Annotated in this window: 24 protein-coding genes and 1 tRNA gene; 11 read left to right on the top strand and 14 right to left on the bottom strand. The window is 48.3% G+C overall.

The genetic code is table 11. The annotated features are described in order from the left end of the window. Nucleotides 1–19: 19 nt before the first annotated feature. The 4 genes from AACS05_RS05625 to AACS05_RS05610 all read right to left on the bottom strand — a co-directional run bounded on the left by AACS05_RS05625 (nt 20) and on the right by AACS05_RS05610 (nt 6,325). Nucleotides 20–3,163, bottom strand: coding sequence for a CusA/CzcA family heavy metal efflux RND transporter (locus tag AACS05_RS05625; protein WP_045440876.1), 3,144 nt, complete (start codon nt 3,161–3,163; stop codon nt 20–22). 11 nt (nt 3,164–3,174) lie between these two features. Beyond that, nucleotides 3,175–4,467, bottom strand: a complete 1,293-nt coding sequence (locus AACS05_RS05620) for an efflux RND transporter periplasmic adaptor subunit (protein WP_045440874.1) — start codon at nt 4,465–4,467, stop codon at nt 3,175–3,177. A 77-nt stretch (nt 4,468–4,544) separates the two neighbouring features. Further along, the gene (gene cusF, locus AACS05_RS05615; RefSeq protein WP_045440871.1) at nt 4,545–4,892 is read right to left on the bottom strand and encodes a cation efflux system protein CusF; all 348 of its coding nucleotides are present in this window, start codon (nt 4,890–4,892) and stop codon (nt 4,545–4,547) included. Between the two features lie 50 nt (nt 4,893–4,942). Next, nucleotides 4,943–6,325, bottom strand: a complete 1,383-nt coding sequence (locus AACS05_RS05610; RefSeq protein WP_045440869.1) for an efflux transporter outer membrane subunit — start codon at nt 6,323–6,325, stop codon at nt 4,943–4,945. 195 nt (nt 6,326–6,520) lie between these two features. On the opposite strand from AACS05_RS05610, the gene cusR reads away from it, so the two are divergent. From cusR to AACS05_RS05580, 6 genes are all read left to right on the top strand, one after another. Next, nucleotides 6,521–7,204: a copper response regulator transcription factor CusR gene (gene cusR, locus AACS05_RS05605; RefSeq protein WP_045440867.1), complete on the top strand. Its 684-nt coding sequence runs from the start codon at nt 6,521–6,523 to the stop codon at nt 7,202–7,204. Beyond that, a complete protein-coding gene (locus AACS05_RS05600) occupies nt 7,194–8,645 on the top strand; it encodes a Cu(+)/Ag(+) sensor histidine kinase (RefSeq protein WP_045440865.1) in 1,452 nt (483 codons plus the stop codon). The genes cusR and AACS05_RS05600 overlap by 11 nt, the downstream gene beginning before the upstream one ends. A gap of 126 nt (nt 8,646–8,771) precedes the next feature. Next, nucleotides 8,772–9,098 (top strand): hypothetical protein, encoded by a 327-nt coding sequence (locus AACS05_RS05595; protein ID WP_045440863.1) that lies wholly within the window; start codon nt 8,772–8,774, stop codon nt 9,096–9,098. A gap of 378 nt (nt 9,099–9,476) precedes the next feature. After that, nucleotides 9,477–9,968 (top strand): hypothetical protein, encoded by a 492-nt coding sequence (locus tag AACS05_RS05590; RefSeq protein ID WP_045440861.1) that lies wholly within the window; start codon nt 9,477–9,479, stop codon nt 9,966–9,968. A 14-nt stretch (nt 9,969–9,982) separates the two neighbouring features. Then, nucleotides 9,983–10,216, top strand: a complete 234-nt coding sequence (locus AACS05_RS05585; RefSeq protein ID WP_045440851.1) for a membrane lipoprotein lipid attachment site-containing protein — start codon at nt 9,983–9,985, stop codon at nt 10,214–10,216. An 86-nt stretch (nt 10,217–10,302) separates the two neighbouring features. Then, nucleotides 10,303–11,103, top strand: a complete 801-nt coding sequence (locus AACS05_RS05580; protein WP_045440849.1) for an MBL fold metallo-hydrolase — start codon at nt 10,303–10,305, stop codon at nt 11,101–11,103. 109 nt (nt 11,104–11,212) lie between these two features. On the opposite strand, the gene AACS05_RS05575 is transcribed toward AACS05_RS05580, so the two are convergent. Both AACS05_RS05575 and AACS05_RS05570 read right to left on the bottom strand, forming a co-directional pair. Beyond that, entirely contained in the window at nt 11,213–13,657 is a 2,445-nt protein-coding gene (locus AACS05_RS05575) for a trimethylamine-N-oxide reductase 2 (protein WP_045440847.1), read from the bottom strand. A 21-nt stretch (nt 13,658–13,678) separates the two neighbouring features. Next, nucleotides 13,679–14,773: a NapC/NirT family cytochrome c gene (locus AACS05_RS05570; protein WP_045440845.1), complete on the bottom strand. Its 1,095-nt coding sequence runs from the start codon at nt 14,771–14,773 to the stop codon at nt 13,679–13,681. Nucleotides 14,774–15,220: 447 nt separating this feature from the next. Here AACS05_RS05570 and uspF point away from each other — a divergent pair, with 447 nt between their 5' ends. Beyond that, complete coding sequence (uspF, locus tag AACS05_RS05565) at nt 15,221–15,649, top strand: universal stress protein UspF (RefSeq protein ID WP_045440843.1); 429 nt, start codon at nt 15,221–15,223, stop codon at nt 15,647–15,649. 148 nt (nt 15,650–15,797) lie between these two features. Here the strand turns inward: uspF and AACS05_RS05560 are convergent. Beyond that, a tRNA-Arg gene (locus tag AACS05_RS05560) sits at nt 15,798–15,874 on the bottom strand. Between the two features lie 39 nt (nt 15,875–15,913). Then, nucleotides 15,914–16,093, bottom strand: coding sequence for a hypothetical protein (locus tag AACS05_RS05555; RefSeq protein WP_045440841.1), 180 nt, complete (start codon nt 16,091–16,093; stop codon nt 15,914–15,916). A 37-nt stretch (nt 16,094–16,130) separates the two neighbouring features. Between AACS05_RS05555 and fimW the strand changes: the two genes are divergently transcribed. From fimW to fimZ, 4 genes are all read left to right on the top strand, one after another. Then, complete coding sequence (fimW, locus tag AACS05_RS05550) at nt 16,131–16,724, top strand: fimbria biosynthesis transcriptional regulator FimW (RefSeq protein ID WP_045440839.1); 594 nt, start codon at nt 16,131–16,133, stop codon at nt 16,722–16,724. A gap of 166 nt (nt 16,725–16,890) precedes the next feature. After that, nucleotides 16,891–17,616, top strand: a complete 726-nt coding sequence (locus AACS05_RS05545; protein ID WP_081918183.1) for an EAL domain-containing protein — start codon at nt 16,891–16,893, stop codon at nt 17,614–17,616. Next, nucleotides 17,586–18,347 (top strand): fimbria biosynthesis regulator FimY, encoded by a 762-nt coding sequence (fimY, locus tag AACS05_RS05540; protein WP_304413151.1) that lies wholly within the window; start codon nt 17,586–17,588, stop codon nt 18,345–18,347. The genes AACS05_RS05545 and fimY overlap by 31 nt, the downstream gene beginning before the upstream one ends. 592 nt (nt 18,348–18,939) lie before the next feature. Then, the gene (gene fimZ, locus AACS05_RS05535; RefSeq protein ID WP_045440834.1) at nt 18,940–19,572 is read left to right on the top strand and encodes a fimbria biosynthesis transcriptional regulator FimZ; all 633 of its coding nucleotides are present in this window, start codon (nt 18,940–18,942) and stop codon (nt 19,570–19,572) included. A 93-nt stretch (nt 19,573–19,665) separates the two neighbouring features. Here the strand turns inward: fimZ and sfmF are convergent, their stop codons facing one another. From sfmF to fimA, 6 genes are all read right to left on the bottom strand, one after another. Next, nucleotides 19,666–20,202 (bottom strand): fimbria assembly protein, encoded by a 537-nt coding sequence (gene sfmF / locus AACS05_RS05530; RefSeq protein WP_045440832.1) that lies wholly within the window; start codon nt 20,200–20,202, stop codon nt 19,666–19,668. Further along, nucleotides 20,195–21,202 (bottom strand): type 1 fimbria D-mannose specific adhesin FimH, encoded by a 1,008-nt coding sequence (gene fimH, locus AACS05_RS05525; RefSeq protein ID WP_045440830.1) that lies wholly within the window; start codon nt 21,200–21,202, stop codon nt 20,195–20,197. Before fimH ends, sfmF begins: the two co-directional genes overlap by 8 nt. 4 nt (nt 21,203–21,206) lie before the next feature. After that, the gene (locus AACS05_RS05520) at nt 21,207–23,828 is read right to left on the bottom strand and encodes a fimbrial biogenesis usher protein (protein ID WP_045440828.1); all 2,622 of its coding nucleotides are present in this window, start codon (nt 23,826–23,828) and stop codon (nt 21,207–21,209) included. Between the two features lie 7 nt (nt 23,829–23,835). After that, complete coding sequence (gene fimC / locus AACS05_RS05515) at nt 23,836–24,528, bottom strand: type 1 fimbria chaperone FimC (RefSeq protein ID WP_045440826.1); 693 nt, start codon at nt 24,526–24,528, stop codon at nt 23,836–23,838. Nucleotides 24,529–24,569: 41 nt separating this feature from the next. Further along, nucleotides 24,570–25,103 (bottom strand): type 1 fimbrial protein subunit FimI, encoded by a 534-nt coding sequence (fimI, locus tag AACS05_RS05510; RefSeq protein ID WP_045449483.1) that lies wholly within the window; start codon nt 25,101–25,103, stop codon nt 24,570–24,572. A gap of 77 nt (nt 25,104–25,180) precedes the next feature. Beyond that, a complete protein-coding gene (fimA, locus tag AACS05_RS05505; RefSeq protein WP_045440823.1) occupies nt 25,181–25,735 on the bottom strand; it encodes a type 1 fimbrial major subunit FimA in 555 nt (184 codons plus the stop codon). Between the last annotated feature and the right edge of the window lie 167 nt (nt 25,736–25,902).

Raw genomic sequence — 25,902 nt, 5'->3', positions numbered from 1 at the left:
AGCACGCGCTTTCAGGACGCTATTTCTGAGAGCGATGTCGATGTAGCCACATCAGTTTATACGCCGCAGGAATGATAAACAGCGACAATAGCGGCGCGGTTATCATGCCGCCAATCATCGGCGCGGCAATACGACTCATTACTTCCGACCCGGCCCCTGTTCCCCACAATATTGGCAATAAACCGGCAATAATCACCGCCACGGTCATCGCCTTGGGACGAACACGAAGTACTGCCCCGTGGTAGAGCGCTTCATCCAGCTTATCCGCTGTAAAAGTTTGTGGATTTTCCAGAGCCGGTTCGGCTTCTATGGCGTGACGCAGGTACATCAACATCACTACGCCAAACTCAGCGGCTACTCCCGCCAGTGCGATGAATCCGGTTCCGGTCGCTACCGACAGATGGAACCCCATCCAGTAGAGGAACCAGATCCCCCCCACCAGCGCAAATGGCACGCTGGTAATAATCAGCAGCGCCTCTCCAACGCGACGGAATGCCAGATAAAGCAGCACGAAAATAATCATTAGCGTCATCGGTACCATCAGTTTTAGCTTATGGCTGGCTCGCTCTAAAAGCTCAAACTGACCGGAGAACGCCACGCTGGTCCCCGGCTTTAACTGTACATTTTCGGCGATCGCTTTTTTTAGATCGTTAACCACCGAGACCATGTCGCGATCGCGTGCGTCGATATAGATCCAACTGGTGGGCCGTGCATTCTCGGTTTTCAGCATCGACGGTCCGGAAACGACCTTCACATCCGCCACATTAGCCAACGTAATCTGCTGTTTCATTGGAGTCAAAATCGGCAGTTGACGCAACGTTTCAGGGCTATCGCGGAAGCTTTGCGGATAGCGCAGATTGATCGGATAGCGTGCAATCCCTTCAACCGTTTCCCCCACCATGGCGCCCCCCACTGCCGAGGTAATAAACAGCTGCACATCACCTACGGTCATGCCATAGCGCGCGGCCTTCTCACGGTGAATATCCACACTGAGATAGCGACCACCTTCCAGTCGCTCCGCCAGTGCCGAAGCCACACCTGGTACGGTTCTGGCCACTTCTTCGATTTGCTCAGCCGTGGCGTCAATATCTGACAACACGGTCCCCGACACCTTAATACCGATTGGGCTTTTGATCCCTGTGGAAAGCATATCGATACGGTTACGAATCGGCGGCACCCACAGATTTGCCAACCCAGGCAAGCGTACGGTTTTGTCTAGCTCCTCGATGATTTTGTCCATCGTCATCCCCGGACGCCACTGATCCTGTGGCTTCAGTTGGATCGTAGTTTCGACCATCTCCAGCGGCGCGGAGTCAGTTGCCGTTTCAGCCTTGCCGGTCTTACCAAACACGCGCGCCACTTCCGGAACTGTCATGATCAGCTTGTCGGTTTTTTGCAACATGTCCGCCGCTTGCGCCGCCGAAATCCCCGGCAGTGTTGATGGCATATACAGCAGGTCACCTTCATTAATCTGCGGTAGGAACTCGCCACCAACTTTATTAATCGGCCAGATAACCGTAAGAATCGACAGCACCGCCACCAGCAGGGTGGTCTTCGGCCAGTGCAGTACTTTCAGCAGTAGCGGATGGTAAATACGAATCAAGAAACGGTTGAGCGGATTACTACTTTCCGCCGGAATTTTGCCGCGGATCCAGAACCCCATCAGGATCGGGATCACCACGATTGCCAGAAACGCCGCCCCCGCCATGGCATAGGTTTTGGTAAACGCCAGCGGCCCAAAGAGCCGTCCTTCCTGCCCCTCAAGGGTGAAAATGGGAATAAACGACAGAGTAATAATCAGTAAGCTAATAAACAGCGCTGGACCAACTTCTACCGAGGCGTTAGTGATCACCTGCCAGCGTGTTGCGTTATCCAGCTTTTCACCCGGATGCTGATGTTCCCACTCTTCCAACCGCTTATGCGCGTTCTCAATCATCACGATCGCGGCATCAACCATCGCGCCAACCGCGATGGCAATCCCACCAAGCGACATAATATTGGCGTTCAGTCCCTGAAAATGCATCACGATAAATGCAATACACAGGCCCAGCGGGAGAGAAATAATCGCGACCAGTGCCGAGCGGATATGCCACAAGAACAGAGCACAAACCAGCGCCACGACGATAAACTCTTCCAGAAGCTTGTAGCTCAGGTTATCAATCGCACGATCAATTAGCTGACTGCGATCGTATGTTGTAACTACCTCAACGCCTTCCGGCAGGCTGCTTTTTAGCGTTTCAAGTTTGGTTTTAACGGCAGAGATCACCTCACGCGCATTTTTACCTGAACGCAGAATGACGACTCCGCCAGCCACTTCGCCTTCACCGTTCAGCTCAGCGATCCCACGACGCATTTCCGGTCCGATTTGTACGCGCGCAACATCACGCAGGTAAACCGGCACACCGTCTGCCCCTGACTTCAGTACAATGTTATTGAAATCATCGAGTGTTTGCAGATACCCGCTGGCCCGAACCATATATTCCGCTTCCGCCATCTCCACGGAAGAACCGCCGGCTTCCTGGTTAGACGCATCCAGCGCAGACTTCACTTCAGACAAGCTGATGCCATATTGCGTCAGCTTCATTGGGTCAATAACGACCTGATACTCTTTGACCACTCCCCCAACCGAGGCGACTTCCGCCACGTTAGGGATGGTTTTCAGTTCATACTTTAAAAACCAGTCCTGAAGAGAACGTAATTCGGCCAGATCGTGTTTTCCGCTGCGATCCACCAATGCATATTCAAATATCCAGCCAACACCCGTGGCATCCGGTCCCATTTCCGCACTGACTCCCGCTGGCAATTTCCCCTGCACCTGGTTGAGATATTCCAGGACGCGGGAGCGCGCCCAGTAAGGATCAGTGCCATCTTCAAAAATGACATATACGTAGGAGTCGCCAAACTGCGAAAAGCCACGGACTGTTTTAGCCCCCGGCACTGACAGCATGGTGGTGGTCAGTGGGTATGTAACCTGGTTTTCAACAATTTGCGGGGCCTGGCCGGGGTAGCTGGTTTTGATGATCACCTGAACATCAGAGAGATCCGGCAAAGCATCCACGGGCGTGTTGATGATGGTCCACGTTCCCCAGATGCTGAGAAACAACGCCCCCATCATCACCAGAAAACGATTAGCCACCGAGCGACGGATAATCCATTCAATCATTTGTCATATCCTCAGTGTGCATGGGTCGCCGGAGCGGGCATTGCTGCGGCATCTGGCGCATCACTTTGCCGGGCCCGCATACGATCCAGCGCACCGGAGATATTCGCCTCGGAGTCAATCAGGAACAGACCGCTGGAAACGACTTTTTCACCTTCAGCCAGACCAGAGCGAATAGCCGCTAGCCCCTGAGATTCATGGAATACCGCAACCTGCTTCGGTACAAACCGTCCTTCGTTATCAACGGTGATCACCCGCTGCTCCGTGCCGGTATCAATCAGCGCTTTAGATGGGATAAGCAACATCGGTTCACTTTGCGTTTTCAACTTCAGATAAGCATTCATCCCCGGTTTAAGCGCCTCGTCAGGGTTATCAACCTGCAAACGTAGCTGGAGAGTTCGTGTGGTAGCATCGACGCTCGGCAGAATGCTCCACTTGCTGATGGTAAAGGGTTTATCAGGCCAGGCTGGCACGGTGATAGAAAACTGCGAGGCATCTTTAAGCAGCCAGGCGATAGACTCCGGGACCGACGCGCTGACCCACACCGGATCCATACCCTGAATTTTCGCCACAACATTGTCTTTTGAAATGTTCATGCCGGTACGCAAATCAAATGCGGTAATCACCCCATCAATAGGTGCTCTCAGGGTGAAGCGTGTCTGAATTCTGCGGGTAGATGTTAAACGCTGAATGTCCGCCTCTGGCATACCGGCCAGACGTAACCTTTCCAGAATACCTTCAACCTGTGTGGCGGTACCGCCGGTCTCACGTAACAGCAGGTATTCACTCTGCGCCTCAACCCAATCCGGGATTGTCAGGTCGATTAGCGGCGCGCCTTTTTTAATTTTGTCACCCACGGTGAGCGGATAGACCTTTTCGATAAAACCAGCGGAACGCGCCTGCACAATGACAAACTGATATTCGTTATAACTGACGTTTGCTGGAAATGTTTGCGCATACAGTAATGGCCCACGGCGCACAGGTTCCGTTTTTAATCCCAGATTCTGAGTCTGAGTCGGATCGATACGCACTCCCGGCGCAGAAGCGCTCGCAGTCTCTTCATCGGCATACTTCGGGATCAGATCCATATCCATGAACGGCGATTTACCTGGCTTGTCAAAGCGTGTATTCGGATACATTGGGTCATACCAGAACAGAACTTTACGGGCTTCTTTTGGCGAAGGTGACGCTGTATCGTCCGAAACGTTTGCTGATGAAAAATAGGTATAAACACCGACAGAAATAATCCCACCGGCAATCATGCCTGCGAGTATAAGCGCGGTATTTTTAATTTTTAAAGACGCCATAGTGATTTCCATTGCGCGAGTGTCTTACCCGCGTGCAAAACAACCCGGGTAAGAACAGAAGAGACCTGCGGACTTCGTTATTTACTGATGTGAATATCTCGTAAGACAGAGAGATTTCCCTGCTGCACAAAAGTAAACGCCACTTTATCGCCTGGTTTAATATCATCAGCACGTGTATCTGAGACTTGCGTAAAACGCATCGTCATTGCGGGCCAGTTCACCGCCGGAATAGGCTCGTGTTTAATGGTGATTTTTTTATTTTCTGTATCAATAGATTCAATCACACCGGTTGCGCTAATTGTTTGTTCCTGTTGAGCCGTTGGCTCCATATTCATCATGGAACCATGCTGATGCTCATTTGCCTGAGCATTAAACATAACCACAGATAAAAAACTAAACAGAGCGGCTTTGGCGGTAATATTCATAAATCATTCTCCTGACAGTTTAATGCAACTTAAATATGACGAATATAGGGTTATTCCGCCCAACCGCCGCCTAAGGCAGCAAACAGTTTAATTTCATTAACCTGTTGGGCGTAATTAAGATCGAGCAGCGATTGCTGCGTTGCGAATAAAGAACGTTCCGCATCCAGCACCTCGATATAGCTCACTGCACCATTCTGATAAAGTGCTCTGGCGCGTTGCAAAGTGATCTGCAGGGACTCCAGATAGCGTTGCTGGGCGGTAATCTGATCGGCGAGGCTTTGACGTAACGCCAGCGCATCAGCCACCTCTTTAAACGCGTTCTGAATTTTTTGCTCGTAATTTACTACCGACTGTTGCTGGCGAATTTCTGCCAGATCGAGATTTGACTGATTACGCCCGGCGTTAAAAATCGGAATATCGATTTTCGGGACAAAGTTCCACATGCCGCTGGCGGCATTAAATAAGCTGGAGAGGTCGCTGCTGCTGGCGGATACTGAACTGGTTAGAGTAATTGACGGGAAAAATGCCGCTCGCGCAGCGCCAATATTGGCATTTGCCGCCATTAAAGCATGCTCAGCTTCCATAATATCTGGCCGCTGGAGCAGTATTTGCGAAGGGAGCGCTGGCGGCAACGTCACTGCTTTAATATCGCCATGGCTGCGCGACCGATCGTCTGGTAATTTTCCGTAGGTTCCGAGCAACAGCTGCAATGCATTATTCGCCTGCGCCAGTTCACCTTTACGTTTTGCGATATCGCTGCGCGTACTTTCAATCACGCCCCGAGCCTGTTCCAACGCCAGAACATTGGTGCTTCCGGTTAATAACTGTTTCTCGACAAAGGCGTAAGAACGCTGATAATTTTGCAGCGTTTCTTCCGCAATTTTCAGCTGCGCATAAGCCAGACGCTGATTGAAATAACTTTGCGATACATTGGAGATTAACAGGATATGCACCGCCCGACGTGCTTCTTCACTGGCAAAGAAGTTCTGCCGGTCGGCTTCACTCATATTTTTTAGCCGACCGAAAAAGTCCAAATCGAAACTGAGATTCAGCCCGGCCTCAAATTCCCGGTTAGTGCTGGTATTGCCTTTTAATTTTCCGCTATACGTGCCGCTGGAGCCTGCATTAATCTGCGGATAACGGTCAGCATCCGTCACGCCATATTGTGCCCTCGCTTCCTGAACCTTGAGGGTTGCCATGCGTAAATCACGGTTATTGAGCAGCGCCTCACCTATCAACGCCTTTACCTGCTCGTCCACAAAGAAGGTGCGCCACCCCGTATCTTGATACCCCGCTGGTGCAGAAACCAGCGTGTTCTGGCTTAAAGAGAATTGCTGCGGCACCGGCAAGGCCGGGCGCTGATAGTCCGGAGCCAGAGAACAACCGGCGAGAACAAAAATAGCGCTGAGGGTAAGAAGTTTAAATTTGCACATAGCTCTTCTCGTCCGGACCGGACTGATAACCGTAAAATGAGTGTGAATTTATCGACTTGTACCTTACCTAATTGACTCTGTTTAACCGGTGACAGGTAAATGACAAAACTGTCATTTTCCCAATAACTCATTGCTATCCGATCCGGCTCCTCTAGAATTGAAAACCCGCACAGCCAGTGCGTGAAGGAGAATGTGATGAAGATTTTGATAGTCGAAGATGAGAAAAAAACTGGCGAATACCTGACCAAGGGCCTGACAGAATCAGGTTTTGTTGTGGATTTAGCAGATAACGGTCTGAACGGATATCACCTGGCTATGACCGGCGATTACGACTTGCTCATTCTTGACATCATGCTGCCTGACGTAAACGGCTGGGATATTGTACGTATGCTGCGCACCGCCAACAAAGGTATGCCAATCCTTCTTCTCACTGCGCTGGGTACGATTGAACACCGGGTCAAAGGCCTGGAATTGGGTGCCGATGACTATCTGGTTAAACCGTTCGCCTTTGCCGAGCTTCTGGCGCGGGTCAGAACGCTGTTGCGACGAGGGGCTGCGGTGATTGTTGAAAGTCAGTTTCAGGTCGCGGACTTAATGGTTGATCTGGTCAGCAGAAAAGTGACCCGCAGCGGGACGCGCATTACCCTCACCAGCAAAGAGTTTACGCTGCTCGAATTTTTCCTTCGCCATCAGGGTGAAGTCTTGCCCCGGTCACTTATCGCTTCTCAGGTCTGGGATATGAATTTTGACAGCGACACCAATGCGATTGATGTCGCCGTTAAACGGCTGCGCGCCAAAATTGATAATGATTTTGAACCGAAGCTGATTCAGACCGTGCGCGGCGTGGGGTATATGCTTGAGGTACCGGATGGTCATTAAACGATTGCAACGCCCTTTTTCGCTGGCAACGCGTCTGACCTTTTTTATTAGTCTGGCCACTATCGCCTCGTTTTTCGCCTTTGCCTGGATAATGATCCACTCAGTGAAAGTTCATTTCGCCGAGCAGGATATCAATGACTTAAAAGAAATAAGCACCACGCTGGAACGCATTCTTAATCATCCCGACGAGCCGGAATTTCGACGACTGGAAACATTAAAAAACGTGGTTGCTGGATATTCAAACGTCATTATTTCACTTGAAGATGCCAATCAAAAAGCGATTTTCCATTCGCCAGGTGCGCCGGATCTCCGCCAGTTTATCGCCAGCGCTAAGCCGGATAAAAATGCCCATAGTAATAACGTCTTTTTATTATCCGGCCCAATGCTGCATTCACAGGAACATGCCCACGGGCAAAAAATGTCCTCCAACTGGCGAATGATTCGTTTGCCAATTGGCCAACTACCTGACGGAAAAGCAGCCTATACGCTGTATATGGCATTATCGATAGATTTTCATCTGCACTACATTAATGACTTGAAAAACAAACTGATTATGACGGCATCGTTGATCAGCATGATGATTATTTTTATCGTGTTGTTCGCTGTTTATAAAGGCCACGCACCAATCCGTAACGTCAGCCGCCGAATCCAGAATATTACCTCTAAGGATCTCGACGTCCGCCTGGATCCACAGGCTGTACCTATTGAACTGGAGCAACTGGTAGCTTCGTTTAACCATATGATTGAACGAATCGAGGATGTGTTTAAACGTCAGTCCAATTTCTCAGCAGATATTGCCCATGAGATCCGCACCCCAATAACCAATCTGGTCACGCAGACGGAAATTGCGCTCAGCCAGCCCCGCAGCCAAAAAGAGCTGGAAGATGTGCTCTATTCGAATCTTGAAGAATTTGGTCGAATGTCGAAGATGGTGAGCGACATGCTGTTCCTGGCGCAAGCGGACAATAATCAATTGATCCCGGAAAAGACTGCACTAAATCTGGCGGATGAAGTCAGCAAAGTATTCGACTTTTTTGAAGCGTGGGCGGAAGAGCGTGAAGTCAGTTTGCGTTTTGAAGGCCGCGCGTGTTGGGTATCCGGCGATCCTTTAATGTTACGCCGGGCCATGAGTAACCTTATTTCTAACGCCATGCGTTACACCCCAAAAGGCGAGTCTGTGACTGTGCGGGTGAAAGAGGCTGATGGGCAGGTACAGATTATCGTCGAGAATCCCGGCCCCCCCATTGCCGCAGAACACCTCCCCCGGCTCTTCGACCGCTTCTATCGGGTGGACCCATCGCGACAGCGTAAGGGCGAAGGTAGCGGTATTGGACTGGCTATTGTGAAATCAATCGTCACTGCTCATCAGGGCAAGGTCTCTGTGACATCTGACCCACGCGCCACCCGCTTTATTTTGACGCTACCAAAACATGCGATTTAATCATCTGCAATGGCGCTGAGGCACCATTGCAGATTTATTCTCTGACACAACCGTCATAATCCTGTCACGTCGTTGAGCGTACCTGTTTATTATAATTCCCTCCGTCAAACCAAACCGGAGAATATGATGAATAAAATATCGTCTTTTTTAGCTATTGCATTTTTTATCTCAGCTGGCGTTAATGCGGCAGAATCTTCAGGAACCCATCAGCAAGCGGCGACGGCTCATCAAATGATGAATAACAGCAATGCTCCAGCCCATCAAAAAATGGCTCAGGCACATGAGATGCAGGCGTATAACAGCAAATCCAGGCAGACTATTGCTCCATCCTTCTCACAAATGAATGAACATGAACAAGCGATGGTCGTTCACCAGTCGATGAATAACAGCCATTCATATTCACATGAACTGCAGGCAGAAAAACACCGTGAACGTATCCCGACGCAGGGATAATTGATACCAGTTTTTTTAAAAAAAACTAATAACTATAGGTTACAATCACAAAACCGCCCCTTCACAGGCTTGTCTATCAACAGGCCTGTATTTTCGTTTATCCTCACCGAATTATTAATGTCAATATTAATATTCTATTAAACTCCTCATTAAAAAGTAAAATAACACCTGAGACATAAACAACTTGTATAAAATACGTAAACATCCAGCTCATGATGTTGCTTTTATCAATAACAACAACCTTCCGATGAATATAAATTAGGAATCCCCCTGGTATGTTTTATTAATATTTAGTGGGAGACTGCTTCCGTCATAAACATGACGTAAAGAAAGTTAGTATTCCTATAAATAAATTCAATGATGATAGTGAGTAACAGAATGAAAAAACGTCTGCTGGCCGTCTTTGTCCTGGGTCTGACAACCGCCACCACTGCATGCGCAATTACTCCTGCAATGCAGAAAAAATATGAACGCTCGGGCTGTACGCAGATGAGCGAACTCAACGGCTGCGATGTTAATAAATCCTATGAGTGGAATCGTGATCATGGATTTATCGACAACACAGAAAACCATCAGAATCGACATCACCGACATGGTGAAGATCAGCCGCGCAATCATGATCAGGCCGGAATTTATGGCAAGTTTTCCGGGAATTACGTTGCAAATTTTGAGAATGGTCAGCGCAGTGTAGATATTCACATCGAAGACTCCACCGTCTACGTAAATGGTAACGAAGTGCGTGATATCAATACTTATAAAGATACGATGACCTTCCGCGTTGGGTATTCAACATACACCATTAAAGCGAATGGTCGTGGTAGCTGGATTGATCCTGATGCCGGTAACGCTGGCAAAATTGTGCGTGAATAACGGATTACACCATAATGAAAAAGCTGATATCCGCAATGGTCATCATGGCCAGCCTGTCAGGCTGTGCTGAACATCCGTACCTTTCTGCTGCCGCCGCTGGAGTCGGTGCTGCAGCTGTTGCTACGGCAATAGCTAACCACAAAAATCACGAAAAAGAGCATGACCGCCAGGAGCGTGAGCAGAGAGAAAACCAACATGCATGGCGGCATAATCACCATCATAACGATGATGACAACCGCTACTATTAACGCTGATTAATAGCAAAGAGCGCTGAGATCACAGCGCTCTTAAATTCCGCGCGTTACAGTATGGCGCTTTAACGCTGGAGTCAGCCATGGCTTTAACCATCACAGTGTTGCTGGAAAACAGGCGCGCTGCCGGTGCAGAAACATCATTGCAGGCAAAACCAGGGCTCAGTCTGTTAGTCCAGGATGAAACGACCACAATTCTGTTTGATACCGGGCCGGACGATAGCTTTAAGCTTAATGCCGCGCTGATGGGCGTAGACCTGTCTCAATTAACGGCTACGGTACTCTCACACGGTCATTATGATCACTGCGGCGGTGTGTCCTGGCTGGCGGACAACACTCGCGTCATCTGCCATCCCCAAATAGCCTGTGAGCGTTACTCTGCAATATCCCTTTTTGGATATACCTCAAAAATCAAGAAATTATCACGCGATAATGATTACTCTCGCCTCAGTATGGAGTACACCCAGGAACCGCTATCCATCAGCGAACGTTTTCTGTGGTCTGGAGAGATAAGCGTTCCCACACCGCGAGCCTATGGTGTTATTCGTGAGCGCACCATGCGACAGGACTACATCGCTGACGAAGGTGTATTGATTTATAAATCTGATCGCGGCTTAGTTATTATTACCGGCTGTGGGCATCGTGGGATAGAGAACATCGTACGCCATTGCCAAAATATAACCGGAATCACGAAGATCCACGCCCTGATTGGCGGCTTTCATCTACGTTGTGCTTCGCCGTTTAAACTATGGCAAGTCCGGCAATTTCTGAATCAACAGAAACCAGAAAGACTCCTTGGCTGTCATTGTACCGGATCGTGGGGGCGCTTGTGGCTACCTGAAATAAGCGCACCTGCAACTGGGGATGTGATTGTTCTGGAGTAGATATTCATGACTGCAGGTACAGATGCAGCAGCAAGAATGCGGCCAGAAAGATTAGGGCTTTAAAACGGGAACCTTGCGGTTCCCGTTTGACTTAGCAGCACAGGCGAACCTAGATGGTTACGATTTCAGGTTCATCAAATACGGTCAGTTTTGGTGCTTCGCCAGTATATTTTTCCGCGTATACCAGGCTTGTGTTCCCCGCACAGCCATTCGCCAGTCTTGAGGTTGGAATGTCCGCAGTCAGTACGTTAGCACCGCCATTTTTACAAATACCATTCTCAATATCAGGCCAGGCACCTTCGTGGATACAGATGATCCCTGGTTTGATCCCGTCGCTGACGTGCGCCCCAACCAACACCTGTCCGCGATCATTCCAGACACGCACCAGATCTCCCTCGGCGATACCTCTCGCTTTTGCATCATCCGGATGAATAGTCACCGGCTCACGATTTGCAATAGCGTATTCTTTACGCAGCGAAGCGTAGTTCAGCTGGCTGTGCAGGCGATGTGCCGGATGCGCCGTTAGCAGCTGTAGCTGATCCTTATCCGCAGACCCTTTCCACTCATCCGGTTCAATCCACGAAGCATGTGGCGGACAGTCTTTATATTTGTAGCCTTCAATCGTTTTCGAGTAGATTTCAATCTTACCGCTTGGCGTTCCGAGTGGATTCATAACCGGATCATTGCGGAAATCAGCATAACGCACGTATTTGTTGTTCTTTTCGTTCTCACGCATTTCGATCAATTTATTCTGCTGCCAGAACGCATTGAACTGAGGCATGGCAACGCGCTGGGCACGGGCGGCTTTTTGCGCAACATCATAGAATTGCTTCAACCACGCCATTTCATCTTTGCCTTCGGTATAGACCGCTTTTCCGCCAGGCTTAAGCATTTCAGCGAGATCGGCAAACACATCAAAGTCATTACGCGCTTCAAACTGCGGTTCAATAACCTGCTTCATCGGCACCAGATGCTGGTTACTGTAATCGCCGGTCATGGTCAGGTCGTTGCGCTCAAACGATGTAGTGATGGGCAGAACAATATCGGCATGTTTAGCCGCAGCAGTCCAGTAACACTCGGAGATAACAACCAGTTCTGGCTTCTGCCAGGCTTTGATTAAACGATTTGTATCCTGGTGATGGGTAAAGTTAGCGCCACCAGCCCACCAGATCATTTTGATCTCCGGGAAGGTCTGCTCTTTACCATTGTGCTGATATTTTCCACCCGGATTCTCCAGCGCTTCGACAATTCGCGCCACGGGAAGATTTGTCACGGCATCGGAAACCGCCCAGTCATTTCCAGCTGACGAACCGCCTTCCACTTTGGCCGAGATAGCCGGTAATACCCCACCAGTACGCGTCGGGTTCCCGCCATTGGAGTAATGATAGGAGAAGCCGAAGCCACCGCCTTCTGTACCAATTTGCCCCAGCATCGCCGCCAGTGTCACCAGCATCCAGTGTTTTTGCTCACCATATTGCTGACGCTGAATCCCCCAACCTGCCATAAGCATGGTTTTGTTACTGGAGAAAATTTCCGCCAGCTTCTCCAGTTGTTCTGCAGGTACACCACAGACGCCTGATGCCCACTCAGCAGTTTTCTCAATATTGTCGCTCTTGCCGAGCAGGTATTCCTCAAATTGCGGATATCCGGTGGTGTATTTTTCCAGGAACGCTTTGTCATGGAGATTTTTCTTCACCAACGTATGTGCAATACCCAACATCATGGCGACGTCTGTCCCCATATGCGGTGCAATCCAGGTGGCATTATCACCAAAGAATTCAATTGTTTCTGAACGCATTGGATCGATAGCGATAACGCTTTTTCCTGATTTTTTCAGCAGATTGAAATACTCGAGTCCTTGTTCATCCGTACTGCTCCAGGCAATTTTTAACGTATTGAGCGGGTTCATTCCCCACAACACCACGACCTGGCTGTGCTCGAGTACCATTGGCCAGGTAGTCTGTTGTTCATATACCTCAACTGAGCCTACAACGTAAGGCATGATGACCTGGGCCGCTCCGGTTGAATAATCCCCGGTATGTCCGGCGTATCCCCCAGCCATACTCATGTAACGTTGCAGTAAGGTTTGCGCTTTGTGCAGCACACCACTGGAGCGCCAGCCATAAGAACCAGCAAACACTGAAGCCGGGCCATAGCTGCTACGGATCCGGCTATGTTGTTCATGAATGAGTTTCAGCGCCTGCTCCCAACTGACACGCACGAAAGGATCGCTCCCTCGTTTGCCATCCGCTTTACCTGGGTTTTCCAGATAGCTTTTGCGCACCATCGGATATTTCACGCGGATATTGGTATGTACCTGGTCGGGCGCGGTTTGCTGCAATGAGTTAGGCACCGTTTTAGGCAATGCGCCTTTTGAAGAAACGACTTTGCCGTCTTTAACTTCCACATACACCGCTCCCCAACGTGCAGCTGTCAGGATTGCCCCACCATTTTGGCCTTCAGCCCAGGCTGGCATCGGGATCACCGAAGAAATCGCCATAGTCCCGGTTGCCGCGCCAGCCGTCTTGATAAAGTCACGTCTTGTGAGTTTCATGATTTCTCCTGGTGTTATCGCTTATTTATTTATGTCTTTTGCGTTGTACTGGAAGTAACGGCTCAGGATATCCAGTTCGTTTTCACTGATGTTGGTACGAGCGCCCATCCCTTTTGCCACTGAAGGCCAGGCATTGAGCGTAAAATGGTTCGCAGGAATAGGCGCATGGCAACCTGCGCAGTACACATTGTCGAGTTTGCGAGCGTAGTCCCACATTGGCTCACGACTGGCGAGAGCAGAACCACTCCACTCTCCCTGTAGAGCCACGTCCCGCCATGTATTACCGTAATCATCGGTTTTCCAGTCGGAGAGAATGTTAAGTGACTGCTGTCCCTTTTCACTTAGGCTGGCCAGAATTAAACGCTGACCTGCTGCGTAGTAAATCACCTGTTCAGTTCCCTGCATCTGGCTTCCACGGATCTCAACCAGCCGCGAGTTTTCTGTCGATTTCAACACCTGCATTTTTGTAGCGGGATAGACAGTTCCCAAATCACCGAGTGCGGTATTAGTTACGACATAAAGCTCTTTTGCCGTAGCAGGAGTGGAGGCCGACTGTGCTTCAAGTCCTTTGAGAGCGCTGTCATCCATTTTGATTTCAGGTGGGAAGTGGGCAACGCCCTTGTGGCAATCAATACAGGTTTGCTTTTCCTGAATGCCCATTTTATGCATTTTTTGGGCATCAGCGCTTTGCGCTTCAAGATCCATCGCGTCCATACTGTGACAGCTACGGCAGGTAGCAGAATCATTGGCTTTCAGCTGTGCCCAGACGGTTTGTGCCATCTCCAGTCGATGTTCTTCGAATTTTTCCGGAGTATCGATTTTTTTGGTAACAAACTGATGATAAACATCTTTTGTTGCTCGCAGCTTAGCGACGAGGAAATCCAGTCCACCTTCCGGAATATGACAATCCGCACATTCTGCCCGAATTCCTCTTTTGTTCTGAAAATGAACCGATCCTGTATATTCCTCATATGGTGCCTGCATCGTATGGCAAGACAGGCAAAATTCAGTGCTCGAAGTTTTATGCAATGTCCATTGCCCAGCTAAAACAATAACCGCACCAAGAACAATGCACAGCAGCATCGTCCAGAGGATGGTTTTATTTATTTTTCTCATTTTAAATTCCCACAAGACACCTACTCTTTAATGGGTAGACAATAATTATACTAAGTCTATTACTTATTGATATTTATCAAGCGTAGAAGGAAATGAGAATCAGCATTCAGGCAAATTTGAAGACCGTCGCATATTTGATAAGAACAAAATAAAAATATATGGTTTAGTTAAAAATCAATGACTTAACATGGATTATAAGTTTAATAATCTATTATTTAATAAAATGTCAGAGTAAAAGGCGGGAAAAGCAGCACTGAGATGAATATAAGCTCTGGACGTCATTCGTTATATAAAAAAATATACAATGAAATGATGTAAAAAAGAAAGAAGTTCGTCGCATTATTTTTCATAGAGATTTATTCACAAAACCTTGATCTGGTCACTTCTTATACAGAACATAAATTCGCTACACTCAATACAGAGGTAAACAAACAGGAGGTGGTGAATATGTATCGCTCAATTCTGGTGCCGATTGATATCTCTGAAGCCGATTTAACTCGCCATGTTATTCCTCAGGTAAAGGCGCATGCCAAGACCGCCAAAGTCCATTTCTTAGCTGTTATACCTACCGTACCGTTCTACGCATCGCTGGGGCTGGCCTACTCCAACGAATTTCCAGACAGAAGCGGCCTCCAGGCCAAGGCGACCGAAAAGCTGGAAGAAATAATTAAACAATTCAATATCCCCACCGGCAGGACTCAGTCCCATGTGGTTTATGGTCCGCCAAAAGATCAGATTCTCAAACTGGCGGAAGCAGTGGATGCCGAACTCATCGTCATCGCTTCACATAAGCCAGGTTTTAGTACCTATCTGCTGGGCTCAACGGCGTCAGCCGTGGTTCGCCATGCGAAATGTCCCGTACTTGTTGTGCGGTAATTCTGGCGGAGTAATAATCAAAAACGGGAGCCAGCAAGCTCCCGTTTTACATTTTTAATACATCCAAATATTTCCAGAAAAAGTAAATCGCAATCCGGCTGGTTTAATGCTGTGGATGCAACAGGAGTAAGGGGTGATTTTGTCGAAATGGTACGCCCTGTAGGATTCGAACCTACGACCTACGGCTTAGAAGGCCGTTGCTCTATCCAACTGAGCTAAGGGCGCATTGTGAAGTGATGACTTCATGCGGATGAAACGCGTGAATTATACGGTCAGTGCCTGCTGAGTCAATGCCTTTTGTTCTGGTTGCTGACGAAGTGTACGAATGTTGATTTTTTCCGGACATACACAGGTATCCAGGAAATCACCTGGTAAGAACTCAGGCACCGTAAAGCCTCGTTTAAGGTTAAATGTATTTAGAAAATTAATGATTTTGCTTAACATTCTCCTATCCCCTCCCCTGCGGTTTAGGACCTCTTTAATGTTAAGTATCGCCATCAAAGAAGAAAATAGTCACTTCGAACATGGACTGAAAATCATTATTACCCGCCTGGCAGCTCAGTGGCATCAGGAGATTTGCTTCTTACCAGTCGAAGATATCGATCGCGCGGATATCGCATTTATATCGCTGGACGAAGATTGGGCAAGCGCAGGATGTTACCAGGTTCCTGTCCACACCCGACGCCAGCATCGTGTCGTCATTTGTAATGAACACGATAAAGATAAACTGATGTTTCGGCCCTGCCTGTACATGCTGCCACTGATTTACCGGGAAGATGATGTCGAAGAGATAACCAGAAAAATGGTGCTCATTTTACAAAAACGCGCGCTCCGACACAGCGTACCAGCCACCGTCTGTCACTACTGTACCACCCGCAATTTTTCCATTGCAGAACGCCAGTTCTTAATGTTCCTGGCCAGCGGTTACACACTGGCTGAAACAGCGCACCTGCTCTCAATCAGCGACGTCCAGGCTAAAGCGACTCGTCGAAGTATTATGAAAAAGCTACATGTCAAAAACGATCAGCAATTCTTGAGATACATCAGGGCTAATCTGAGTTTTCTGCAAAACTAGAGAGTTTCTCATTGATTGTTTTTTTATTGCGAAATGTCTCATCAGTAATTAAGTATCGGCGCCTACTGTACCGATTTCTATGCTGCCACAATGCCCTATGTATATTATTTCCGGGGAAACAAAAGGACACTCTCGGTAATATTTACTCAGCTCCCGGGGGGATATCGTGACACCGAGCCTGTTATTATGGAATGATAAATCTGAGCGTACTGTAGTTTCCTCAAAAAACAGCGATGCAACCCCTCTGCAATTCGCGCTCAAATGTGAGCCAATTGTAGATTTGTCTACCGCATGCCGCTACGGTTTTGAAGTTCTCACGCATCTTCCCGCCCACATAAACAGCGAAGAATATTTCACTCAACTGTCCTTGCAGCGCAGACAGAACCTGTTCTTCCAACAAGTTACCAACGTCAGACACTTTCGACAGGATCAACATTACTCGTTGAATTTACCCATGAAGGCCTTGGCGGATTGGCCATTTTTTCATGCCCAAATTACGTCTTATCCTCCAGGACTCATCATTGAAATACAGGATCCGGAAACTTTTCTCTCTCTCAGCGCATACCAACGCACAACTGTGTTAGACGCAATTCAACGCGTTGAGACCTGCGGTATCCCCATCTGGTTGGATGACGTTAATGAAGACCTAATGGCAGCATTCATCGCAGCTAAATGGCACCTGTCAGGTATTAAACTGGATAAAAATACCTTTTGGGCGGTGAGTAAAATTCCTGGCAAACTCCATCAACTCATTCAGATGGGGAAAAAAATTGCGGATCTGGTGATCATTGAAGGTATTGAAACCGAGAAGCACAAGAAAATTGCCCTTCAAGCTGGCGCAAATCTGGGTCAGGGATATTTATGGCCAGCAATCTATCCAGACAAAGCATAATAAAAACGGAAAGGAAACAGGACAGGATGCGCAGGGAACGACATCGCCGTTTACGAAAGACTGACTGTACCCATCAATATCATCACTGTACGCCACAGGTTTTTGACAGGATTGAATATCTTGCACAAAAACTCAATTACACATTACCGGGCGATACTATATCTCAGGCGATTATCACAGCCGATTACTATCTCGCCTATACGCTGAATCGTTATTTATTTTCTGGTACACGCACAGCTGTCTTTCAGACTATTGACTCAGCCCAAAACTGCCTGCTGGACCCAGGCTTTCGTCAGTTGGTCGTTGATATGGACGGCATTGTAAGTTCTTATTTCGATACCCTCGAATGCCTACGCCAACTCGCCAGACAGCGAAATGACATACAAATTTTTTTATTACTTGCCAGTGAAAACCAGAGCTTGAGGAATTTTATTGCAATGGCTGGGCCGTTTTATATCCTGTCACGTCGCCAGCATCTCCCAGACCTGCGTCACGCTTTATTATCTCCAACTTTTATTCGAGCAGAACGCATAAGTCAGGCTGACTGGGAGATGGTTTCATTACTATTACAAGGTACCTCCTTAAAGGAAATTGCTCATTTGCAGAAGCAACCGTATCACCGCATTATCTATCGACTGAATCAACTGATTACGCATCTGGGATTGCCTCATCGCCAACGTTTTTTGCATCTGATACATCGGTTGGATGTTACCTCCCCTCATTTTATTTAACATCTTAACTTGCTGTGATATAAGATTTTTTAAGAAATTACTTATTACAAACTAAGAAACAATGCGTTAATTTCACAATTTCTTAATATTTACAACTATTCCTGGTATTATGTTTACCGTGCATAATCAGCTAAGCCTTACGGATTCTGTGCTTAACTCGTCATAAATGAGCTTCATATTCTTCTTAACAAACCCTAAACAATTAGTGGGTTGTGTTGTTTTTAGTATTTAAAAAAATTTTTCAATCTGCCATAATTCAAATAGCAGGAAAATAATACCAATAGCCATTAACATACCCGAATCTTTCAGAATATCCTAACAGGCATTAATAAGTTATGTGTCGTAAGTCTTTTCCGAAAGAGCAGAGCAGGTATAATCACTACTGTCTTCTGATTATTTGCAAATTTTTCCTGGTGTGAAATGGATATTCCACAAACTCATTGTTCTGATAAAGAGCAACCGAATAAACAAGGATGAAACAATATTTATTCGGTTCTCCTCCAAGAACAATTGATGGCTATTTGACAATACTAATAACGCCTGATGTTTTATCAAAATCGCAAGATACACGAACAGTTTGAGGCATACTAAAATGAAACCAGCATCCGTTATAATTATGGACGAACACCCTATTGTCAGAATGTCTATAGAAGTACTGCTCGAAAAAAATAGTAATATCGAGGTTGTCTTGAAAACAGATGACAGCCGCGTGGCAATAGACCACTTGCGTACGTATCCTGTTGATCTGGTAATTCTGGATATTGAACTACCAGGTTCTGATGGGTTCACGTTACTCAAAAGAATAAAATCTCTGCAGGAGCAAACCCGGGTCCTTTTTCTGTCCTCAAAGTCTGAATCTTTTTATGCAGGACGCGCTATCCGCGCCGGAGCAAATGGTTTTGTCAGTAAAAGAAAGGATCTGAATGATATCTATAATGCGGTAAAAATGATTTTATCAGGATATTCATTTTTCCCCTCTGACACCCTTAACTTTATTAATAACATTAATATACGAAAAGGAGTTCTGAATGACATGCCACTTTCCAATCGTGAGGTGACGGTTTTGCGGTACCTCGCAAACGGCTTATCCAATAAAGAGATTGCTGAACAACTTTTACTCAGCAATAAAACCATTAGTGCTCACAAAGCCAATATCTACTCCAAGCTTGGCTTGCATACCATTGTTGAGCTTATCGATTATGCGAAAATGCACGAACTAATGTAATAACACTCCCGGCGAGATGTCGTTCGGGAGTGTATTATCAGTATGTGCCGTAAATAATTCGAGTTGCAGGCAGGCGGAAGGTAACAGGTTAATTTAATTATAGTTAATCATAAACGTAGCATCTGCCCTGGCGAGCCCTGGCTGTACCCCTTCCGCTAAAGCAATATAGTTTGCGAAAAAGGTCAACGTGGCATTGCCATTTTCGTCAATGCTCACAGCCTGACTGGCCTGTTCCAGAGGCAATCGCGTACGGTCGCTGTCGCGCAGCTCGATCGCTACCTTTTGCGCCATTACCGCATCATCCAGCGCCAGCAAGCTTGTTCCCGCCGCAGGGGTACCAGAAAAGGTTATTGACGCAGACCCAGGCGGACAACCCTCAAGTTTTAGCGTGAAAGAGACCGGTTGAGTGGTATCACCAGTGGTTTTCAACTGTTTTGTTGGCCATTTGCCCAATTCAACGGTTTTGTTACTGTCACTGGCAATCGCCACACAGGTAAAATCCACCACATTGCCACGCAGCTCAATATTGATCTCACCCAACGAAGTGTCCGCCCAACACTGGGAGCTAAATGACAGAACAGACACCATCACGATAAGTGTACGAATCACTCTTTCTCGCGTCTTAGTCATAGTCCACTCGCAGATATCCACGGGCAGTGAATGGCCCTTCTGTCGGTTTATTGCCCGTCACGCTGACCGGCCACGCCCGAATCCCAACGCTCGCAGCGGCGTTATCATCAAGACGAAACGGAATAGTACTGGACAGATTATTGGGCGTCAGTGGTACGCCACTGCTGTCAGCAACGATGAAGCCTAAATCCGGGTTATCCGATACCATCATCTGGCCGGAGGCTTTCTCAGCTTCTACGCGCATGGACAAATAGGCTTGTGCTGCCACGTTGGTGCATTTAATAGCAACCGTTTTAGTCTGCGGATTTATACCTTCCGGTCGATTACCCACCCCTGCCTTGCTAAATAGCGAGGCGCCAATATCGCCAAAGTCAAACTCTACAACCTGCCCGGCATTCACTTCGCAGTTTTGCGGTACTTCTACCTTCCCGCTATAGCTGATGGTGTAAACCGGTATACTCAGGGCGTCACCGGTACTGGTCGTGACATAGACGCTGAACATAGTTTGCCGCGGGATCGGCACCATGTTAATGAATGAACGAATCACTTTTAATTTGAATACCAGTTTTGAATCCATCACACCAAACGGCTTCTGATTTGGCACGTTAGGGTGAGTCCCCATACGGATGTAATTACGCGGCGGATAAAATAATCCTGCGTGGCTGTCGGTAATACTCATTGCCCCCAGCAGGTAATCATTGAGTTTCAGATACTGGAAGCCACCTTCCGTGCTTTGGACAGGAAGTTCAGTCACATAGCTTCGATAGGTATAATCAACATGCGTTCCTGCCGGACAGGTTGCATTGACGCCAACCCAGCCGGATTTTTCCGGTAACGTCACCACCTGTCCTGGTCGATTATTACTGCTATTGAAGACATTCGACAGATCGTAAAAAACATCTGTTGGCGTGCCAGTAGAATTCTGGCAAACCGTTGCCGATGCCGAATTAGCCAATAGCAGTAAAGCGCCCCCCAGTAACAAACCCGTTTGTCGTCTCATTGTTTTAATCCTGTCGTCCCGACGCGCGTTCGCATGTCACATTAGTGAGCGTTACCGCCTGTTTCAGACTCTCTTCAGGCAAGGTATAACGCGCTGTGCAACGCGCATTTGCTCCTTCCCCCCATTGGATCAACAATTCCCCTTTCAGCGGCAGCCCGCTCAGGTATATTTGCCCATCTTCGCCCACCATGCTGGTAACACCGCTTATGGATTCACGTACCACCGAGCCGAATGGCACAGGTTTTCCGGCAAGCTTCGCCGTCATAAGTGCCCGCACGCCGATACGTGTATCAAACGCCGCACGAACCAGCGCCCCCTGCGTCGGCACCACGCTGCTAACGTTATTTTCTACATCGGTATTGTTGTTCATTGAATTGGTATCGAGCGCAACACGGTTGTAGCGGTAGACGGTGGCATACGGCATAACCGCATAGCCGCGCCAGTCGGTTTGAACACCTGTCTGGTTCTCTATCCGTACGCCCTGAGCGCCCGGTGCTTTAATCAGGACATTGGTATCGCCCAGCGGCTGGCTAAGGGTAATGCCGTCCGCATGTCCTACAACGCCGCCGGAAAGTTGCCAGTTATAGTCATGCTGATCGCGATCGTAGTTATATCCCACGCCCAAGGTGCCATAAGCCGCCTGCCAGTTCGCGCTGGCGCTTCCGCTATAACCATTAGTGCTGCTGTGTCCCTGATTCACGCTATAGCTCAGATTACGCCCATCCAGCAACGTACCGCCGATACCGCTCTGCCAGCTATTTTGTCCGTTGCTGTTGCGGTTCGCATTAAAGGTAGCGTAGGTACGATCGAGCGCGTTATCACGCGAGTAGCGTCGTCCGGTCAGCAAGCTGAACGGCACCGACATATTGAACGCCAGAATGCGATCGGTATCGGAGATCCCTACCGATTCGTTCCACGACCAGGAGAGCGAATAGCTAATTCCCTGCCAACCGCTGGCATATCCCAGTTGATACCAGGTGTTGGTATCTGAGGTATTCCAGTATGTTTGCTGGCTACCCGAAACATACAGCGACCCGTAATCCCCCAGATTCTGCGAGATATTGATCTGGAACCGGCCCTTTTTGCTGTAGGTCAAATTGTGATAGCTCTTCACTTCCGGAACTTCGTGGCGATTACCCTCGCTGTCGTATTCGTACTCATAGCCTTCCATACTGCGATAAGCCACATCGTCGAGGGTATAGAACCCACGCGTCGAATAGCGATATCCCAGCAACTGGAAGTTGGTACCAAAATTGTTCAATGACTTCGCGTACAGAAAACGCAGAGATTGTCCCTGATGCGTGCTGTCATCCGCCAGTTGGCTACGCGCATGGGTTAAATCGACGGAGACCGCACCCCAGTCTCCCAGATTTCTCCCCGTTCCCAACACTACCGAACTGTAGCGTGACGCCAGTTGCGTACCACCATAGGCGGTATAGCCTTCAGGCAGCCCGGCGATTAACGTCCCCTGGAAGAAGAACGGTGAATCCTGCTGGCTATTTCCACTCCGAAAATCCCCGGCGACCAGATCATACTTAATGCGCCCTTCACGCTGTAACAGCGGAACCGTGGAGTACGGCACCGTATAGCGTTGCTGACTACCATCTCTTTCATCCACCGTCACCTCAAGGTCACCGCTGGAAGACGTTGGGTTCAGATCGGTAATAGAGAAAGCTCCGGGTGACACATAACTTTGATAAATAACGTAGCCATTCTGACGAATGGTTAGCTTCGCTGCGGTACGCGCAATCCCGCGCACGGTTGGAGCATATCCCTGCAAACTGTCAGGATACATACTGTCTGACGAGTAAAGGCGCGCACCACGGAACCCGACGCTGTCAAAAACGTCATTGCCGGTGTTGCTGTCGCCCATCACCAGTTCGCCCTTTAGCGGAATAATGGAGCGCTGAAGCCATGTGCCTATATTTTTCCAGCTTTGCGAGTGGTATCCGTCGCCTTTGGAATAGCTCCACGCACCATTGTTTCTAAGCCGCCAGGGACCATAATTCAGGCCACTCAACATACTTAAAAAATAGCTGTCAGAGTCACTCCCGCGGCTACCGGTGAAACTGTAGTTAACAAGCGCGGCGGGGATCCCCTCATCCCACTCATCTGGTGGAATGTAACCGCGTGCACTGTTCAACATCGAGGCCTGCGGCAGACTGACATTTAAGCGCAGAGTAGAAAAATCAAAGGTGATTTCGCTGCCAGGGATCGCCGCAGGCAAATTAATGCATGTGTTGTTTGGGTCCTGATTGAGTTCTGGAAACGCGGCAATATTGACGCCCAGCCGCTTAATCCAGTCGAGACCAAAGCACGGCATCAGCCCCCCGGATTTATCACCCGTCTTTTCCGTACTCGGTGCAAAATGAATATCCTGAGTGGCGATAAATTCATCATTGCGCCAGATATCAACGCGATAGACGCCTTCTGGCTGATGATTGCCTTTTTCAAAACGTGACAAATCCGCTACGGATGCCGTATCTGCAGATAAAAATGCAGGATTAAAATAGCTTTCTCCGTAGCTCAACATCGGAAAGAGCGCTGCCAGCGTGGACAACGCCACACCCGCCAGCGGTGGCGTAAACCCCGGTAACAGGCCAGGTAAATACGTTGTCTTGTTCATCGCTTTCTCAACGCACGCTAACCGTTTTGGCAGTGGTCACTGCGCCGTAATCATTGACCGTCTGGAACGTCACATTTCCCTGAGCGCCAGCGGGCAAAAGGATCTGCGTATCGTTCTTAGGTGCCACCATGACGTTATCAACCTTCGTTTTTCCTACGTTAAGGTTGACCAGCGTGACGTAATACGCCGACGGATTCGTGATTTTCAGGTGGTTGCCGGAACGAGAAAACTGCAGCATGCCGGGTGCATCTTCCGATATATGCGAAAGATTATTCGGTCGGACAAAGAGTTTGATACGCGACAGGATCGCCAGTTGCAGAACGTTTTTACCCTCAAGGCTGTTTTTATTTACCGACGGAATCGCCTTCACATTCATCCAGAACAGCGACTCGCGATCTTTAGGCAGCGGTTGACCGACATAGATGATACGCAGCGTATTTTCACTTTTAGGTTCGCTGACAAACAACGGTGGCGTGACAACAAATGATTTGTCTTTAACGCCAGCGCTGTTTTCAATCCATGAATTAACCAGGTAACGCTCTTTTGTATCGCTATTACTAATAGCAAGAGAAGTTTGTTTGGCTTCGGCAGGATAAATAACACGAGTTGCGCCTAATGCAATTCCCCCGGCAGCTTGTGCACCGGCAACTGAAAATAAGGCCAGTAAAATGATAACGCCTGATTTTAGATAATTAAACATAGCTACAAATACCTTTAGTGCGATTATCGTTGGGAGTTAAATCAGGGATACACCAACGTAAACCACACATCTGAACGAAGCGTTCCCGGCGTAATATGTTCCGAGACAGCCCGATAGCGAGCGGTGAAATGAAAAGTCATCTCTTGCGTTAAAATCGGAGCGTAATGAAGCGGCAGCGCATTCGGGATAATTTGCCTTTGCCCTTCATCAAATAATGCCAGACCGATCCCCGAAGCCGCAGAAGCATCGCCGCTGGCCAGGAAAACCTGCGGATCTTCTGCAGGAGTCACTCCGGCAAAGGCAATCCCAACATGGTCATAAACATCGGAACTGCACGACGTTAACCGCAGCGAAAATGGTACGCTGGTAGAGGCAAAGCTTCCCGGTTCGGCAAATGCATTCGTGCGATATTGCCCCATCTGCACCCGCAAACTCTGGCTGTCGGTGGCGACCGTACAAGCCCCGTTGACAAGCTGCCCACGCAGGTGAAGGCTACCGCTTTCCAGTATTACCGTCTGTGCAAACGCAGGCAGTACGCAGAGCAATCCAGCCAGCGCCATGCCTTTCCTTATCATCTGCCACATCCCTCTTCATCCCCGGATATTGCCTCATCCAGTGAGGCGATCATCTTCCTTGTGCAAATCAGAACGGCTTATTCGTACTTCATGATGAAGGTGGCATCAGCATTTGCCTGACCTGGCGTTGTGCTTGCTACAGTCGCTTTATAACGCGCAGAGAAACGCAGGGTGTTAGTACCTTCAACCAACGCCTGGGCAGTAGAGAAGGTCGCACCATCAGGCTTCAGTGCAGTGGACTTACTGTCAAGAATTTCGATACCTACGCCAGTCGCCGTGGTGCTGTTATCCGAGGAAGACACAGCCAACAGACTGTTGTTGGTGAGGTCCGACTGACCAGAGAATGCAACGGCAGCAGTAGCTGCAACTGTTGGGTCGCAGTCGTTCAGCACGATGGAGAACGGAATTTGTGCTGTGGTATCACCAACAGCAGCAAAGCTGGCGGTACGATACTGTCCTAAAGTAACAATCTGATCGGCTGACTGAGTACTTACCGCACAGGCTGCATTGACCAGTTCACCTTCAAAGTGAACGGTACCACCGCTAACACTTACCGGATCTGCCGCTACCGCTGACCCGGCAACTAACATCAGGCTGGCAATAACAGAAGAGGTTATTAATTTACGTTTCATGGAGTTCCCTTGAATTACACACATCCGGCTCCAGCATCCTGCGGGATCCGTTTGAATCATTATCGACATTAAATGTCAGGCAAATTATCTCTGCATCCTGTAAAGATATATATCGTAAAAGAATTAGCTAACCTTTTACTCCCACTATCCCGAGCCGTAAGTTCACT

It is taken from the genome of Citrobacter sp. S-77 (genome assembly GCF_963864895.1).
Taxonomy (GTDB): Bacteria; Pseudomonadota; Gammaproteobacteria; order Enterobacterales; family Enterobacteriaceae; genus Citrobacter; species Citrobacter murliniae.
The sequence above is the reverse complement of the archived record's forward strand: the minus strand, read 5'-3'. Positions and strand labels throughout refer to the sequence as shown.